This window comes from Firmicutes bacterium HGW-Firmicutes-1 (assembly GCA_002841625.1).
Classification (GTDB): Bacteria; Bacillota; Clostridia; order Lachnospirales; family Vallitaleaceae; genus HGW-1.
Map to the genome: position 1 here is coordinate 191,205 of PHAG01000008.1, position 18,474 is coordinate 209,678.

Sequence of the window (18,474 nt, forward strand, 5' to 3'; positions counted from 1 at the left end):
TCATTATCAATTAGGATATAATAACTTTGTAAGTTATGGGATTAGCATTATGTAGTTTTTTGAGGTGCTGAACCTTTAAAATTTCTAATAGGACGCTGGAGAATGCGTTTACTATAATACCTACAAGGAGCATAAAAATATGAAGAAAATAAGTGTTATCTATTGGAGTGGTACAGGAAATACGCAAGCAATGGCTGAAGCCATCGCTGAAGGAGCTAACGAAAACGGTGCAGAGGTTAAGTTGTTAAATGTTAGTGATGCATCAAAAGTGGATGTTTTTGAAGCTGACGTAGTTGTATTAGGTTGCCCTTCAATGGGAAGTGAAAATCTAGAAGAATCAGAAATGGAACCTTTTGTAGAGGATATTGAAAAGGAAGATATTTCTAGTAAACCCTTTGCTTTGTTTGGATCCTATGATTGGGGTGATGGCCAATGGATGCAAGAATGGGAAGATAGAATGACTGATAAAGGGGTTAGTCTAGTTGATAGTGGATTAATTATTCAAAACACTCCAGATCAGGATGATTTAGAAAAATGCCGGGCATTAGGTCATAAGCTTGCAGAAGCCTAATATGCTTAAGTATACTTCGAATATTTCATATTAAATGCATGAACTTAACAGATAGGAGTACGCTTATTTATCTTGACAAAAATTGTTTAAGAAGAGATAATATAATATATTAAAGAGAAATTTTGATTCTAGACAAGTTTTAAGAACTCAGAATAAGCCAATCATCATAATAATATGGAGAGTGAAAACATGATTAAAATTCTTGTTGTTGATGATGCCGCATTTATGCGAATGACGATAAAGGGTATCCTTGAAAAGAATGGGTTTGAGGTTGTTGGTGAAGCGGAAGATGGTATTACGGCGATTAAAATGTATTCTGAATTTAAGCCAGATATAGTGACAATGGACATAACAATGCCTGAAATGTCAGGAGTAGATGCGCTGAAAATTATTAAGCGATATGATTCAAAAGCAAAGGTAGTAATGGTTACAGCAATGGGACAAGAATCAATGGTTATGGATGCAGTATCACATGGTGCAAAAGCTTTTATTATTAAACCGTTTAAAGAAGATCATGTTATTAAAACCCTAAAAAAGGTAATGGCAATGTAAATAGAAAAAAATCATGGGGTGCTGTTTGCATATTGGCATCCGATAAGGTTATATTGAATTAAAAAAAGATGGATGATAAATCCATCTTTTTTTAATGGGCACAACTGGACTCGAACCAGCGACCCCCTGCTTGTCGAGCAGGTGCTCTCCCAACTGAGCTATGCGCCCTTATATTGAATGATATTCTAGCATATATAAAGGTTAGCTGTCAATAAGGCTTCATATTTTAAATTAAATTATTTCTAATTGCATATACAGCTAGCTGCGTTCTATCTCTTAATTGAAGCTTAGTAATTATTTCTGTTATTGCATTTTTAACGGTACCTTCTGCAATATAGAGCTTAGAACTAATTTCTTTATTTGTATAACCATCAGTGATCATTTGGATTATGTTCAATTCTCTCTCTGATAGTTCAACTTTAATATCGTTAATATGAAGTGTTTTGGTTTTTTGTTTTGATTCATATGGAACAGATGGAAATTCAGAGAATTTAAACACACACTTTTGAATAATTTCAAAGCCTAGTAGTGCACTTCGTATAGAAATTATTAATTCTTCAGTTCCAATGCTTTTGAGAATATAACCATCAGCACCATTACGAATTGCATTAGATACATCTGCTTCATTTTCAGAGCCTGTAATGATAAGCACTTTTATATTTGGAAATTTTGACTTGATTAATTTTGTAGCGTCAATTCCATTGCAGATAGGCATTGTGATATCCATTAAAACAATATCTGGACTAAGTTCGTTACATATTTTGAAGGCTTCAAATCCATTACTAGCACTGCCTACAACATTAAAATCGTTATGACTTTCTAAAATCTTCTCAAAACATTCCCTTAAAAATTTGTGGTCATCTACGATTAGAACATTAATCATTTTGTCATCCTCACTACTAAATGTATGATAATTAGAATGATTATATCATTTTATTTCAACAAGAACAATAAATAATTCTCATTTGTTTGAATATTGATGAGAGTATTAATTATTATTGTGCAATTTGCACCATTATATAGAACAAATTGTGAAATAGGCATTTAATTTAGTTACTTCAGTGACTAAAGAAATGCCTCATTTAAGAATAGAATTAAACCAACAGAGTAGTCAACTTGAGGAGTGAAGAAGATGAAAAAAGTATTAATTGTTGATGATGCTAGGTTTGTTAGATTTTCAATAAAAATGATTTTGGAAAACCTTGGGTTTGAAATTGTTGGGGAAGCAGAAAACGGAAGCGAAGCAGTTAAAATGTATCATGAACTCAAACCAGATATTGTGACGATGGATATTTCAATGCCAGAAGATGATGGAATCGAGGCGATTAGACTAATAAAGAAGATTGACAAGAATGCCAAAATAATAGTTATCGCTTCATTAGAAGAAAACCAAAGAATTGGAGAAGCAATGCATGAAGGTGCTGTAGCATATATTATAAAAGATTTTAAAGAAGAGGGCAGTACATACTCATATTATTTCAAGAATGAAGGAAGTGATATTCGTGGGAGAAAATGACAATTATAAAACACTATTAGATATGTATATTTTTGAAACATCTCAATTTATAGATCAGCTTGAGCAATTGATTATGAATGGAGAAAACACTGATTTTTCAAGCGTAATACATGAAATATTTAGGATAATGCATACTATCAAGGGCTCATCTGCAATGATGAATTTTAATGATGTAGCTAAATTATCTCATGCTGTCGAAGATTTGTTCTATTATATTAGAGAAAACAACCCAAAGAATTTAGATACGAAGTCCTTAAGTGATATCATCTTAGGTTGCATTGATTTTATTAAAAACGAACTATTTAAGATTGAAAGTGGAAAGATAGAACTTGAAGATTCTTCAGAAAAGATAGAGGAAATAAATAAATTTCTCAGTGGACTAAAAAACTTAAAACGAGTTAATATCTCATTAGAGGCAATTGAATCAACGTTAGTAAAAGACAACGATAGTAAGGATAATGAAAATACATATGAAATAACCATTCATTTCACGGAAGGTTGTGAAATGGAGAACGTAAGAGCTTTTTCTGTAATTCATCAAGTTTCTCAGGCTATTTCAGAAATTAAATATAAACCAGAAGAATTATTTGATCAAGAAAATGAGGCAATTGAACAAATTAAAAAAAATGGGTTTAAGATTATGCTGGTATCAAATTTAAATAAGGAAGGCGTCCATAATTTATTTAAGGAATGTTTATTTATAAGCCAAATTGATATAAAAATTCAAACCAATGAAGAGCTGTCTATAAAGGAGCCTGTTTCGACTATTTCTAAAGTTGATATAAATGAAGAACAAAAGAATATTAATTTGCCACAAAACGGAGGAATTATTAGTGTAAACATTGAAAAGACTGATAGGTTAATGAACTTAATCGGAGAATTGATTATTTCAGAGGCTATGGTTACTCAGAATCCTGATTTAAGAGGTTTAGATTTAGAAAACTTTTCTAAGGCTGCTAGACAGTTAAATAAAATTACGAGTGAATTGCAAGATGTGGTTATGTCAATTAGAATGGTACCGCTAATGGCAACCTTTTATAAAATGCAAAGAATTGTTCGAGACATGAGCAGTAAGATGAACAAAGATGTTAATTTGAAAATCATAGGGGAAGAGACTGAAGTAGATAAAAGCATTATTGAACATATATCTGATCCACTTATGCATTTGGTTCGAAATGCAATAGATCATGGTATTGAGGAGTTAGGGGAACGCATAAAATCCGAAAAACCAAGGATTGGTACAGTTACATTAGAGGCAAAAAATTCAGGAAGTGATGTCTTAGTAATTATTAAAGATGATGGCAAGGGCTTAAACAAGGAAAAAATATTGAAAAAAGCGCTTGAAAAAGGAATCACTGACTTATCAAAGGACTTAACTGACAAGGAAATTTTCAACCTAATTTTACTACCAGGCTTCTCTACAAAGGATAATATAACTGAGTTTTCTGGAAGAGGAGTTGGGATGGATGTGGTAGCAAGAAATATCGAAGCCATAGGAGGCTCGGTAACAGTTGATAGTGAAGAAGGAATAGGTTCAACGATAACACTTAAGATACCACTTACACTAGCAATTATTGATGGAATGAATGTTGAAGTTGGTGATGCAAGATATACCTTGCCTACAATAGCAATTAAAGAATCCTTTAGACCTAAAGAAAGTGATATTATTATTGATCCTCGTGGAAACGAAATGATTATGGTTAGAGGAGAGTGTTATAGAATTCTTCGGCTCCATGAGCTTTTTAATATCCATACAGAAATTACAGCATTTCATGAAGGGATCATAATTATGGTAGAGCAAAATAGTGAAAGCTTTTGCATCTTTGCTGATCAATTATTAGGACAACAGCAAGTAGTCATAAAAGCACTACCTAATTATATAAAAAACACAAAAACGATTGGTGGACTTGCCGGGTGTACACTGTTAGGAGATGGAAGCATTAGTCTAATTCTTAATGTAGGTGGACTAACAAACATGAAGTCTCTCAAATTATCCTCAGTGAGTTAATACTATAAGAAAGGAGTAATGATTATGAGTGACAATATACACGATTTTACTGAACAAGAAGAAGATACACAGAAAGGTAGATTTCTAACTTTTTTGTTGGGAAATGAAACCTATGGAATTGACATTCAATTTGTAACAGAAATAATAGGTATACAACCTGTAACGGAGGTGCCAGAGCTTCCAGAATATATTCGTGGCATTATCAATCTAAGAGGTAAAATAATACCTGTTATGGACGTAAGATTAAGATTTAAAAAACAGTTCAGGCAATACAATGATAGGACCTGTGTAGTAGTAGTTGATATTAAGGACATTTCGATTGGATTAATTGTTGATAGTGTAGTAGAGGTGCTTTCTATTGCTGATGGTGAAATTGTTGATCCACCTGATATAAGTAGGAGTGGAAAAAAATACATAAAGGGTATTGGTAAAGTTGGGAAAGAAGTGAAAATGCTGCTTAACTGTGAACAGCTGTTAACGGAACAAGATACGAATGAACTAATAAATCTATAATAGAAGTGGAGGTATTGACTATGAAATCATTTAATAATTTAAAAATTAAGATAAAGTTACTTATATGCTTTTTAATTGTTGCAATTTTCACAGGGACGGTTGGTACAATTGGGATTTTCAATATGAGTGCTTCAAATGATAGGACAGATTCGATATATCATAATAACTTTTTACCATCCCATAAACTTGCATTAGTAGAAAGAAATCTTCAATTGATACGTGTCAACTATTTTTTAATGCTTTACGAAGAGGATATGTCAACATATAAGGAACGAGTTAATCAAGTGAATGAATGGTCAAAGGAAAATGATGCGAATTTACTAGAATATGAAAAATTAATCATAAATGAAGAGGATCGTGAATTATTTAATGCTTTAAACGGTACGCTTGTAGGGTATAAAGAAATAAGAGCAAAAGCCATAGCTCTGATTGGTGAAGGAAAATATATTGAGGCAAAAGCAATTACTCCCGAATTTGCAAAAAAAAGGAGTGAAGTAGAGACTGCAGTCGAGGCATTAATTAGCTATAATATTAACTTAGCAGATAGAAGCATTAAATCAAGTGAAAGTACATATAAAGCACAATCCCTTATGATGATTGTCATCATAGTAATAAGTGTCTTATTGGCAATTTCGTTAGGATTTGTTATAGCAAATTTAATAAGCAAACCTTTAAAAAAACTAACTAGCATTGCAGACGCAATTAGTGTGGGAGATGTAGAGGTAGATGTGGATATTAATTCTAAAGATGAAATAGGTAAGCTTGCTGACTCTTTTAAGAAAATGATTAAAAATATCCAGGAGCAGACCTTAGTAGTTGAAAGAATTGCAGATGGAGATTTAACAATGTCAGTTGCGGCCAAATCTGAAAAAGATATCCTTGGTATAAAGTTAAATGAAATGGTGGAAAAAAATAATGAGATACTATCTAATATTAGTTATGCTTCTGATCAAGTAGCTTCAGGTTCAAATCAAGTATCTGATTCTAGCATGTCACTTTCAGAAGGAGCAACAGAGCAAGCGAGTGCGATTGAAGAATTATCTGCATCTATTGAACAGATTTCTTCTCAAACAAAACAAAATGCTGTAAATGCAAACGAAGCAAATGGCCTAGCACTAACTGCTATGAAAGAGGCAGAAGAAGGAAATGATAAAATGCAAAACATGCTTCACTCAATGGCAGAAATAAACGATTCGTCTAGTAACATTTCTAAAATTATTAAGGTTATCGATGAAATTGCTTTTCAAACGAATATCTTGGCTCTTAATGCCGCTGTTGAAGCTGCTCGAGCAGGTCAACATGGGAAAGGTTTTGCAGTAGTTGCTGAAGAGGTTAGAAATTTAGCGGCCAGAAGTGCTAACGCAGCAAAAGAAACTACGGTGATGATTGAAAGCTCTATTAAGAAGGTAGATGATGGAACACGATTGGCGAATGATACTGCGTCTGCTTTAAGTAAAATTGTTTTAAGTGTATCTAAGGCAGCTCAATTAGTTGGAGAGATTGCAGTTGCTTCAGATGAACAAGCTACAGGTATTTCTCAAGTAAATCAAGGCATCATGCAAATATCTCAAGTTGTTCAGTCAAATTCAGCTACATCAGAAGAAACAGCAGCGGCAAGTGAAGAGCTTGCGGGACAAGCGGAACTGCTTAAACAGCAAATCTTAAGATTTAAATTAAAAAAAGTAAGTGTTGGGCAAAGTTATAAAGGGTATGAAGAAATTAATCCAGAAATTCTTAGGATGCTTGAAGAAATGAATTCAAGGAAGTACGCAGCCACTACACAACAATCAGAATCAGCATCAGGAAACCCTAAAAAAATAGTGCTCAGTGATCATGAATTTGGAAAATACTAATCAATATTGTATAAATAGAAGGAAAGCTAAGGCTTTCCTTCTATTTATATCCATAAAATGAAAACGGTAGCCAATGCTACGGATTATATTTGGAAAATGATGTATACTATATATAACATGATAAAACGAGCTCATGAAAACATCAATTAAACTTAAATGGAGGATTATTTATGAAAAAGCTATTAAAAAATATAGATTTTGCAAAAATATTAGAAATGGAAGACCTAGTAACTTACAATGAAGGTCAGGTTGTTAGTAAAACACTTGTTCAAAATAAAACAATCAGCATTACACTATTTGCATTTGATCAAAATGAAGAAATAGGAGAACATGTTACAAGTGGAGATGCAATGGTTTACGTGCTAGATGGTATGACAGAAATTACGATCGGAGAGGAATTGTTTAAAGTAAAAAAAGGTGAAACGATAGTAATGCCTGCAGGAATACCACATGCTCTTTTTGCTAGAGAAAAGTTTAAAATGCTGTTGATTATTGTGTTTAATCCAATGGAAGATTAGTAGGTTATTATAATTGACCAAGCAGTTATATAATGATATAATTAATAAATTATATATGATATATAAACTAAGGCAGTATTTACACTGCCTTTTTGTAATACATAGGTTTAACATGGCTACAGAGGGATATAGTATAAAAAAGATAGGAGATTGATATGAATAAAAAATTAATTAAGAGTTGTATGTTTCTAATAACATATTTTATTTTTCTCGTTCTGGTAATCGTAAAGGCGGATATATTAATTGGTTTTTTGACTAACTTCATTATGACGCTTGTACCTTTGTTTATTGGTATTGCTATAGCTTTTATACTGAATAGACCGTATACTTTCTTTTTGAAAAAGTACAATACGATGATAAGAAATAGAAAGCTTAAAAAGTTATCGAAGCTTTTCTCTATTGCCACAGTATATATCTTGTTTTTTGTAATAGTAAGCGGTATAATCACGTTTCTATTACCTCAACTTTCAGACAGCATTGAGATATTATATAATAACCTTGGAGACTATGGTGCGAATCTAGAAAATTTTGCAAATAAGATCAAGGAATTTTTGAAATTAGATACACTTTCAATAAATATTGACTCAGCACTTGCACAAGTTCCTGATATGGCATCTGGTTTTGTTACTGGAATTTTCCCACAAATTTTTGATTTTACAACAGGATTTGTACGTTCAATCGTTAATATCATAATAGGATTTATTATATCAATCTATTTATTAGCAGATAAAGATAGATTAAAAAGACAATTTTCTGATGTGTTAATCGCCTATGCACCTAAAAAAGCGGCTATTAGAATTATAAAGGTGGCTAAATTGGTGATCAATACGTTTACAAGTTTCGTAGGTGGACAGTTTACCGAGGCCTTAATATTAGGAATCATGTTTTTTGTTGGAATGTTAATATTTGGGTTTGATTATCCACTTTTAATAAGTGTAATTATAGCCGTGATGGGTCTAATACCTATTGTAGGTCCAATTATTGGGTTAATTCCCTCAGTATTTATTTTGTTAATGATAGAACCGATGCAGGCTGCATGGTTTTTGCTTTACTTTGTTGTGATACAACAAATCGAAGGTAACTTAATTTACCCTAAGGTTGTTGGTGAGTCTATTGGTCTCCCAGCCCTTTGGGTATTACTCGCAATCATCATTGGTGGTGGTCTTTTCGGAGTTCTAGGCATGGTTTTAGGTGTGCCAACGGCATCCGTGATTTATCAGCTTATGAAAGAAGCGGTTCATAATAGACTTGAGGAAAATAATTCTGAATCATAATACAATAATAAGCAACCTAGCGCTAGGTACACAATAGAGGATATTTGTGAAGAGGAAAACATATGAAGAACTTAGTAGAAGTAAACAATTTAAATTTTGGATATCATAATTCATTGGTCTTAAAGGACATTAATTTTACTGTTAAGAAAGGCGATTTCTTAGGAATTATTGGTGCAAATGGGTCAGGTAAAAGCACCTTAATTAAAATGATGCTTAGAATATTAGATCCATGGAGCGGAGAGATAAAACTGTTTGGTGAAAACATTCAAAACTTAAAATCCTGGAATAAGGTAGGCTATATATCTCAAAAGGCCAACTCTTTCAATGGAAGCTTCCCAGCTACGGTTGAAGAGGTGGTACTTGCGAATCTATACTATCAAATAGGGCCCTTTAAGCTACCACAAAAGAAGCATAAGGAAATGGTTTTCAATGCTTTAGAAAAGGTAGGAATGCAGGAGTATAGAAAAAGTCTTATTGGTAGCTTGTCGGGAGGTCAACAACAAAGGGTATTCTTGGCAAGGGTATTGGTCGGTGATCCGGAAATACTCATTTTAGATGAACCGACAGTTGGAATTGATTTAAAGGCAGAGGAAGCCTTATACTGCTTATTAGCTCGCATCAATCAAGAACTTGGCTTGACTGTTATTATGGTGACCCATGATATTGGAGCTATTACAATTCATGCAAATCGGCTCATATGCTTAGGCGAAAATGGAATGTTTGAACATAATCCAAAGGAAGGCATGACAAGTGATTTTGTCTCAGAATTTTATGGGTATGATGTAAACTTACATGCGCATAACTGTGATAAATGTACGAAGAGTGAGGTGAAATCATGCTAGATATATTTCAATATGCATTTATGCAAAAGGCTTTTTTGGTAGGATTATTAATTGCAGTAATCACACCATGTATAGGTATGATTGTAGTATTAAAAAGACTTTCTATGATTGGAGATTCGCTGTCTCATAACTCGTTAGCGGGAGTAGCTGCAGGCTTAGCATTTGGGTTTAATCCTATCATCGGAGCAGTCATATTTTCAGTAACAGCTGCCTTTGGTATAGAACGTATCCGCAAGGCCTTCCCACAATATGCAGAAATAGCCATAGCTGTCATTATGTCTACGGGTATTGGATTTGCGGGTGTATTATCAGGCTTTGTTAAAAATAGTGCCAGTTTTAATAGCTTTCTTTTTGGGAGTATAGTTGCAATAACAGATTTTGAGCTCTATATTGTGCTTGGTTTAAGCAGTATTGTTATGTTAGCGGTGTTGTTATTATATAAGGAATTGTTTTATGTGACCTTTGATGAAGAGTCTGCTAGACTTGCAGGAGTACCTATTAAGGTTGTGGATTTTATATTTACTCTGTTAACGGCAATTACCATATCTATATCAGCTAGAACAGTAGGTGCACTTGTTATTTCTTCGCTCATGGTTTTACCGGTTGCAACGGCAATGCAATTTGCAAGGAGTTATAAACAAACAATGATATATTCAATCTTGATTGCAATTTTTTGCACCATGATGGGTCTATACGTTTCCTATTATGGTGGGTTAAAACCAGGCGGAACTATAGTTTTAGTTGGTGTTTTAGTATTGTTACTAGTAATTGCTTATAAAAATGTCATTAGAAAAATTTTCTTAAAAAGAGTCTCTATTGGTAATGCTAATTAGAACAGGATTTACTGAAAGGCAACGTAAATTTATTTGTTTTTTTGCATTTATATTGTAGACTGATGGCAAAACCTGTGATATAATTGGCAACGGGTTACAAGTGTAGTCCGTGATCAAATTAAATTAAACGTATATCCTTACTTCCCGCTTTATTAGCATGGGAAGCTTTTTTTGGGATAATAATAAAACTATGGAGGATTGAAATCATGCAAAGAAAAGTCATTCAAGTCGAAGAGAAAGTCCCTTTTTTACAAGGCTTACCTTTAAGTTTTCAACATCTTTTTGCAATGTTTGGTGCTTCGGTACTCGTACCATTTCTTTTAAACGATGCTGCTCAGACACAGGTTGTTGACCCATCTTTGGTATTACTCATGAATGGTATTGGAACACTTCTGTACATCTTTTTATGTAAAGGTAAGTCACCAGCATTTCTTGGATCGAGTTTTGCCTTTATCGGACCTGCAATCTTAATCATTACAAGTTCATCAGATGTTACAGGTAATTATTCAAATGTATTAGGTGGATTTATTGTATCTGCCCTCATTTTTTGTAGTGTAGCACTTATTGTACGTGTTGTAGGAACAAATTGGTTAAATGTTGTATTACCGCCAGCGGCAATGGGTCCAATCGTGGCCTTAATTGGTCTTGATCTTGCGCATACAGCTACAGGAATGGCTGGTTTAAATCCAAGTGATGGAATTTTTGATACAAAAACCATCATTGTTTCCTTGTTTACACTCGCAGTGGTAATATTAGGCACATTGCTTTTTAGAGGATTCTTTTCTATCATCCCAATTTTATTTGGAGTATTATCTGGTTATACATTGGCCGCTTTTTTAGGTATGGTGGACTTCACTAAAATAACAGGAGAAGGGGTTCAACTTCTTACAATGCCCAACTTTGTAATGCCAACCTTTGATATAACTGCAATTATGATTATTATTCCAGCGACACTGGTTGTTATATCTGAACATATTGGACATCTTTTTGTAACTGGAAATATTGTAGGGCGTGATCTTACTAAGGATCCTGGTCTTCACAGATCTCTTCTTGGTGATGGATTATCTTCTTTGATATCAGGTTTTGCTGGTTCAGTTCCAACGACGACTTATGGTGAGAACATGGGTGTTATGGCAATTACGAAGGTATATAGTGTTTGGGTAATTGGTGGTGCAGGTATTATCTCTATCATTCTTGCCTTTTTTGGAAATCTTTCAGGTGCCATTTCTAGTATCCCAGTTCCGGTTATGGGAGGCATTTGTATATTGCTTTTTGGTGTTATTGCTGCATCTGGTATTAGAATGATTGTTGAAGCAAAGGTTGACTACAGTAACTCAAAAAACCTAATTCTTACCTCAGTTATATTAATTGTTGGTATTAGCCAAGTAGCAATTAAAATTGGAAGTGTAGAATTAAAAGGTATGGTATTGGCTACTATCGTAGGTATGTTATTGAGCCTTATGATTTATACCTTTGATAAATTAAAGCTTACGAATGATAATTAAGTAAAGTATTTATTGTGATTTTATAAACCCATCATATGCGAAATAACTCTAAAAGTTAGACACTGTAGTATACTTGTGTTTATAACCAAGGGGTGCATTTCTCATAGGATGGGTTTTTTTGCCGAATGGAATGCGGAAGTTTTGTAACATTGACTTCTTTAGAAACATTCGGTATAAGTAATTGAGTATTATTGACATTTAGAGATAGAATATAGTAAGATGGACAAATAACGAAAAAGTATACATAGTTATGATTAACTGGTTCTTAAATGGAGGATAAGAGTTTGATTACGGATATTATGTTTTTATTAGTACTAATATTGGTTAATGCTTTTTTCGCAGGTTCAGAAATGGCATTGATATCTTTAAATGATAATAGAATAAAAATAATGGCTGATGATGGCCATAAAAAGGCAAAGCTTCTTAAACATTTGCTGAGTGAACCAAGTGAATTTTTGGCTACCATTCAAATAGGTATAACGATTGCAGGGTTTCTTGCAAGTGCATTTGCAGCTGAAAACTTTTCAGGAAGGTTGGTTCAACTATTAAAGGGTACAGGAGTGTCTATTTCGGATTCTGTGCTTAAGACGATTTCTGTAATATTGATTACATTAGTGTTATCCTATTTCACGCTTGTATTTGGAGAATTGGTTCCCAAAAGGTTAGCAATGAAAAAGGCAGAGAAGATTTCTATGATTGCTGTTGGACCGTTAAATTTTCTTTCAATTGTAACCTCACCATTTGTAAAGTTGCTTACGTACTCGACTAACTTTTTCGTAAGATTGTTTGGTGTTGATCCAAATGAAGACGATGAAAATGTAACAGAAGAAGAAATTCGAATGATGATTGATGTTGGTCAGGAAAAAGGCAATATTCATGAAATTGAAAAATTCATGATAAATAATATTTTTGAATTTAATAATAAGCAAGTGACTGATATTATGACACATAGAACAGAAATTGAGGCGCTTCCCATAAGTGCAAGTCTAGATGAAGTGATTGCCTTTATTAATAGAGAAAAGTATTCAAGGATACCCGTCTATCAGGATAATATTGACTGCATTATTGGAGTATTGCATTCAAAAACACTTATAGAAGTGATGACAGATGCGGCTCATAAAGAAAACTTTTCTTTACAGAATATAATAAGAGAACCTTATTTTGTCCATTCCTCAAAAAGAACTGATGAATTATTTAAGGAACTTCAAAGAAACAAGACGCATTTAGCAATTATTGTTGATGAATATGGTGGAACAGCTGGCATTGTTACGTTAGAAGATTTGCTTGAAGAGATTGTAGGCAATATTTTTGATGAAGATGATGATGAAGAAAAAGAAATTGAGAAATTAGACGACAATACATTTTTTATAAATGGAACTACAAGCTTAGATCTTGTTGAAGATTATTTAGAAATTCCTCTTCCAATTGAAGAGTACGAAACGATTAGTGGCTTCTTAATTGGTCAATTAGGCAGAATTCCTTGTAAAGATGATAATCCAATTGTAGAATATAACGGCTTAATCTTTAAGGTTGAAGAAGTAGATGAAAAGAGAATATCAAAGGTTAAGGTGTGTAAAATATAAAGCATTTTTGAGGAAAAGTTATCTTTATTTTTGGATAATATTTTCCTTTTTTTAACACTCAAAACCTCCGTCCTATGGTATAATTATAACAATGCTTATCAACTACGTAACATATGATAATAAGCATATAAAAAAATTTATGGAGGTACGGAGAAAATGAAGAAAATGAAACAACTTGTAGCACTTTTACTAACACTATCTATGATGTTTTCTATGCTCGTAACAAGCTATGCTGCAGACGGGGATAAGACAATTCAAATCATTTCGTTTAATGATTTACATGGATCATTAGCAGAAGGGAGTAAAGATTTGGGCTGGGCAAAAATGGTAGCAGCAGTAAATGCTATTAAGAAAGAAAACCCTAACACAATTGTAGTATCTGCAGGAGATAATTTCCAAGGAACTGCAATAAGCAATCTAACCCACGGAGAACCAGTTAATGAATTGATGAAACAATTAGATGTCACTGCGTCAGCAGTTGGTAACCATGAATTTGATTGGGGTATCGGTAATTTCGAAAAATGGTCTACTGACGGAGGTTATGATTTCCTTGCATCAAATATATATGATAAAACTACTGGGAAGCCCGTTACATGGGCGAAACCATATAAAGTGATTACAATAGACGGAGTGAAAATTGGGTTAATTGGTATTGCAACACCAGAAACCTTAACAAAAACAAAAGCCGAGCATGTTGCAAACTTAGAATTTAGAGATCCTGCCAAAGCGGCTCAAGAATGGATTGATTACCTAGAAGCAGGAAAAGCCTCTGAAGGTAAACCAGAGATTATTATTGCAGTAACGCACTTAGGTGCTGAACAAAAAGATAATGGAACAGATACAACGGTAGCTGTAACTGGAACAGATATTGAAAATCTTTCTAACAATACAAAAGGTTTAGATGGAATTGTTACAGGACATACACATACCTCGGTTGTAGGTTATATAAATGGTGTAGCTATCGTCCAAGCCAATAAGCAGGGTAGAGCACTGGGACAATTAACCATTACACTTAATGCTGATAAGACTATAAAAAGTGTAGTTCCTAAAGTTTTAGATTACGGTAAGGCTAAGGAAGCACTTACTGCAGATGAAACAGCAAAAGCAACCTATGACAAATGGAATACGAAGCTTAGTCCAATTCTTGATGAAAAACTAGGAGTTGCAAAAGGAACATTTACCCATGACAATAAAATAAATGTTAGTGTACTTGGTAAATGGGTATGTGAAGCTATGGCAGAAGCAACAGATTCGCAGATAGCTTTTCAAAATGGTGGTGGCTTAAGAACAGAAATTCCAGCAGGTGACATTACATATGGCCTTATGTATACCGTGATGCCTTTTGACAATACATTAGTTACTATGGATATGAAAGGCTCAGATATTTTAAAAACAGTTGAACATGGAATAGATTTACCGACAGCTGGTTATGGATCATTTAGTGGATTAAAGGTTGAGTATGATCCAACACTTACATATGGTTCAAAAGTGACAAAGATTACTTTGAAAGATGGAAAAGTACTTGATATGAATAAAACCTATAAAGTAGTTACGAATGATTTTATGATCACTGGTGGGGATGGGTATGATTTTACTGGAGCAACCAATGTTGTTGATACCTTTATACCTATTAGAGATATGCTTGTTGATAAGGTGAAAAAGGAAGTTAATGTTTCTGCTGCTGTGGTTGATTACGTTACGATAAAAGCACCAGTAGTAAAACCTGATAAAGACACAAGTGGTACAATAAAAGATACAACGGAAATCATTTATATTGTTCAACCCAATGATATGCTTTGGAAGATTGCTAAAAAGTATAATATGACTTTTAAGGAATTAGGAGAGTATAACAAGTTGAAAAATTATAATTTGATTTATCCTAAGCAAGTGTTGTTAATACCAGTTAAATAAAAGAAATATATTATGACAGAGAAGGTTTTTTATAACCTTCCCTGTTTTTACATTAGACAGTCGACAAAAGCATTTTTTCTTGGTAGGTGTATTCATTATTGGCAGTAAGTGTTCATTTTTCTGGCCTTACCCTTCGGCCGGTCAGGCGAAAAATGAACATTTACTGCCGTTTTTATTAAGCTGTAAGAAAAAATGCTTTTGTCTCTGTTTCGTTAATTTATAATTGATTAAATTGTCGACAATTTTCTCTTTTTGATTTTATAAGTTGATATGCTTCCTATTTCAAAATACACTTTTGAAAATTGACTACAATTCCTTGTAAAGATTTAGATTTTCTTCAAGCACCGCGTCTTTGGAAATGTTGTTGTCTAGAAGTTTGTTGTAACGTCTCTCTAGTACACCAGCATGTTTGATTCTATTTGCATTGAATGGTGTTGCAACATCATTAAAAATAGGTTGCTTTTGAAGCTTTTCACGAATAGGCTTGCTAAATGGACAATGCTTATATAGGATGCTTCTAGCAACCTTGTTAAGTCGGACATTGCCCTTGAATTCATGTTTAATCCAAATTTCATAATCTGCAGTAAAGATCTCTCTCATTTGACTATTGTGTCTTTGGATTTGTGATCTAAGCTTATCTTTTGCTTCTTCTGACAAATCTTTGTTTTTTTTGTAAAACTGAATGTAATCCATGTACTCTGAGGTGAGAGACGATATGGTAACATCATTCCAGGCGGTTCCCATCATAGTTCTACATAGTTCCCAACGGAAGTTTCCAATCATTTTAAGGAGCATGTCCTCTAAATTCTCACTTGTAAAAATAGGAAGTATAATTCGACCAGGAGTACTACGAACCCTACCTGAAATATCCTGCCACATGCTACCTCTAAAACCAAAGGTAGGCATCAGTATAATGTCTGGCGCTACAGCTTTTGATATAATTTCTTTTTCAATACTGAGCTTAGGATTTTTATAAAAAATTTCTCGATGAAAAGCGGAGAAATCAACTTCTAGAATTTTACCTATGATTTCACCAACCAATTCCTTAGTAACATGAGCCTTGGATAAATCTCTTGTAATCATATCACTATGGAGAATTGGAAAATAAGTATTTACCTGACCATAACATAGTCTTTGATTTGTTTTGAACATATTCATTATTTCAAAATTCAGACGAGCATTTGTATCATTGCTATATTTGACCTTGTCATTATCAGATACCTCGCCTTTTTTTTTCATTTCTCTAAATACGTCGAAGTAGTCTTGGTCAAATTCATTCGTAGAAGGGTCTCTTTGCATGGAATGTATTTGATAGAGCCATTCATGCATATTGTAAGTGGTACAAGGACTATCATAAGCTGATTTGTCCACTAATTTGTAAAGTGAGAGAACTTGTTCAGTTGTAAGGAGTTTCTCATCCAAATACCCATAGGTTAGAAACATTTGAAATAATCGGGACTCGTTTTTTTCAGAGGTAACTTTTTTATAAACCAACTCATACAATTCGAAGAATAAGGGGGTAACAATACTCGTTATACTTCTTTCGGTAACATCTGTAGTAAGTTTATCTTTTAATGATCTAAAGGCTTCCAGATTATTTCGCAACAGATCGGTTTTTTCATTTGATAAGCCAGAGTATCGTAGAATCTTTTCTGCACTATCAACCAATTCGTCAGGAATGTTTTTGAGATCCATCGTATCAGAAACATCGGGATCTATTGAGATAGAATCAGAGTTAATTTGTAGCTGATTACTTATATTAATCATATGTTGAATATCTACGTTTAGGGCATAATGATAATCATCTTGAAAAGCTATGGCAATATCCATTATTTTTTTTACCAAATAATCGAGTATTTGAAAAAATTCTGTAGTATCCTGATTGTATTTTTTCACCTCATTAATGAGGGATATCAGTTCGGAAAATATGCTCTTTTCACCTTCTAAGTATACTCTGTCAAAACACTTTATACATAATAACATTGCATCCTTCAGGTTAAATTTGATTTTTTCAAAGTTATGTGCAGCATCATTAAAGTGGTACTGGGATATGTATTCATCTGCACTGAAGAAATTCTTTCTCAGCTGAAGGGGAAGAGAAATGATGTGTTTATAGTATTCGAGTTTGCCTTCAATTACTTCATCTATAGCAACATAATCCAAATCAGTAAGCTCTGGGATTTCTTCCTCCAAGAACTGTGATGTAAACTGCATTGGTATTTGGCCTGCGCTTTTAAGCTGCTTGTATTTTTCTTGTGCTTCAGTTAAATATAGGGATGAAGGCATATGAGATAGGTTGTATTTATCTTTTAATGCCCAAATAAACATTGAAAGGTTATCAGATAAAATACTCAGTGTTTTCATCCATTCTTCTACGTTTAATAGTGCATTATAAGAATGACTCATCAAGGAGGTTATGGAGTTAATGGTCAATGAAGAATATTCTATTTGAGAATGGAGAAGTTCGGTGAATTGATTTACTCCGTTTACGGCATACGCTAATAGACTAGAATCTTCTGCGGTACGATAACTATAAGAAAATTCTCCATTTAGAAATAATTCAGTAGCGCCAATGAAGATATTCTGATCTATTGAAAAAACTCTTAAGCTATTTTTTAAGTTGTTCTTTTCATTTCTATTTACAAGTTCGTCATGAAGAGAAAGATATACATCTATTTTACCCTTTAATAATATGTTGAGTGACTGTAATTTTTGTCCTTCTAGGAAGAGCATCTCGTCCTTTGAGGTGGAATATTTGCCTGTCTGTGTATTACTCATAGTTAAATCACCTTTCCTAAAGTTGATATTATTTGAATCAAATTTTACCATTTTCCATAGAAATTGTTTTAACCTTAATATTTAATTAATATTATAACTATTTTAGTATATCACTTCAAAAGAAAGATGGCAATTGTTTGATTTCTAGTAGCTCTGCTATCAAATTAACGATATGTAATGGGGTCTTAGATTTATCAAAGATTAACAAATATCTGAA

General features: G+C 33.3%; 15 protein-coding genes and 1 tRNA gene. 13 read left to right on the forward strand and 3 right to left on the reverse strand.

Going from position 1 to position 18,474, the window contains the following annotated elements:
- The first annotated feature begins 139 nt into the window (after positions 1–139).
- Positions 140–571 (forward strand): flavodoxin, encoded by a 432-nt coding sequence (locus tag CVU84_10600; protein ID PKM94508.1) that lies wholly within the window; start codon positions 140–142, stop codon positions 569–571.
- Between the two features lie 189 nt (positions 572–760).
- Entirely contained in the window at positions 761–1,123 is a 363-nt protein-coding gene (locus tag CVU84_10605; protein PKM94509.1) for a response regulator, read from the forward strand.
- 95 nt (positions 1,124–1,218) lie between these two features.
- On the opposite strand, the gene CVU84_10610 is transcribed toward CVU84_10605, so the two are convergent.
- Positions 1,219–1,291: transfer RNA gene (locus CVU84_10610), tRNA-Val, on the reverse strand.
- A 58-nt stretch (positions 1,292–1,349) separates the two neighbouring features.
- Complete coding sequence (locus CVU84_10615) at positions 1,350–2,006, reverse strand: DNA-binding response regulator (protein ID PKM94510.1); 657 nt, start codon at positions 2,004–2,006, stop codon at positions 1,350–1,352.
- Between the two features lie 249 nt (positions 2,007–2,255).
- Between CVU84_10615 and CVU84_10620 the strand changes: the two genes are divergently transcribed.
- The 11 genes from CVU84_10620 (at position 2,256) to CVU84_10670 (ending at position 15,479) form a co-directional block, all read left to right on the forward strand.
- Positions 2,256–2,639, forward strand: coding sequence for a two-component system response regulator (locus CVU84_10620; protein ID PKM94511.1), 384 nt, complete (start codon positions 2,256–2,258; stop codon positions 2,637–2,639).
- The gene (locus CVU84_10625; protein PKM94512.1) at positions 2,626–4,647 is read left to right on the forward strand and encodes a chemotaxis protein CheA; all 2,022 of its coding nucleotides are present in this window, start codon (positions 2,626–2,628) and stop codon (positions 4,645–4,647) included. The genes CVU84_10620 and CVU84_10625 overlap by 14 nt, the downstream gene beginning before the upstream one ends.
- 24 nt (positions 4,648–4,671) lie before the next feature.
- Entirely contained in the window at positions 4,672–5,160 is a 489-nt protein-coding gene (locus CVU84_10630) for a chemotaxis protein CheW (GenBank protein ID PKM94513.1), read from the forward strand.
- Between the two features lie 20 nt (positions 5,161–5,180).
- Positions 5,181–7,013 (forward strand): methyl-accepting chemotaxis protein, encoded by a 1,833-nt coding sequence (locus CVU84_10635; protein ID PKM94514.1) that lies wholly within the window; start codon positions 5,181–5,183, stop codon positions 7,011–7,013.
- Positions 7,014–7,183: 170 nt separating this feature from the next.
- Positions 7,184–7,531: a cupin domain-containing protein gene (locus CVU84_10640; GenBank protein PKM94515.1), complete on the forward strand. Its 348-nt coding sequence runs from the start codon at positions 7,184–7,186 to the stop codon at positions 7,529–7,531.
- A 155-nt stretch (positions 7,532–7,686) separates the two neighbouring features.
- Entirely contained in the window at positions 7,687–8,805 is a 1,119-nt protein-coding gene (locus tag CVU84_10645) for an AI-2E family transporter (protein PKM94516.1), read from the forward strand.
- Positions 8,806–8,867: 62 nt separating this feature from the next.
- Positions 8,868–9,647, forward strand: a complete 780-nt coding sequence (locus CVU84_10650) for a zinc ABC transporter ATP-binding protein (protein PKM94517.1) — start codon at positions 8,868–8,870, stop codon at positions 9,645–9,647.
- The gene (locus CVU84_10655; protein ID PKM94518.1) at positions 9,641–10,480 is read left to right on the forward strand and encodes a metal ABC transporter permease; all 840 of its coding nucleotides are present in this window, start codon (positions 9,641–9,643) and stop codon (positions 10,478–10,480) included. Before CVU84_10650 ends, CVU84_10655 begins: the two co-directional genes overlap by 7 nt.
- A 206-nt stretch (positions 10,481–10,686) precedes the next feature.
- On the forward strand, positions 10,687–11,985 hold the full coding sequence (locus CVU84_10660; protein ID PKM94519.1) for a uracil permease: 1,299 nt from the start codon (positions 10,687–10,689) through the stop codon (positions 11,983–11,985).
- A 269-nt stretch (positions 11,986–12,254) separates the two neighbouring features.
- Positions 12,255–13,568, forward strand: coding sequence for an HlyC/CorC family transporter (locus CVU84_10665; protein ID PKM94520.1), 1,314 nt, complete (start codon positions 12,255–12,257; stop codon positions 13,566–13,568).
- A gap of 156 nt (positions 13,569–13,724) precedes the next feature.
- A complete protein-coding gene (locus CVU84_10670) occupies positions 13,725–15,479 on the forward strand; it encodes a multifunctional 2',3'-cyclic-nucleotide 2'-phosphodiesterase/5'-nucleotidase/3'-nucleotidase (GenBank protein PKM94521.1) in 1,755 nt (584 codons plus the stop codon).
- A gap of 306 nt (positions 15,480–15,785) precedes the next feature.
- Here CVU84_10670 and CVU84_10675 read toward each other — a convergent pair whose 3' ends face one another.
- A complete protein-coding gene (locus tag CVU84_10675; protein PKM94522.1) occupies positions 15,786–18,257 on the reverse strand; it encodes a hypothetical protein in 2,472 nt (823 codons plus the stop codon).
- Between the last annotated feature and the right edge of the window lie 217 nt (positions 18,258–18,474).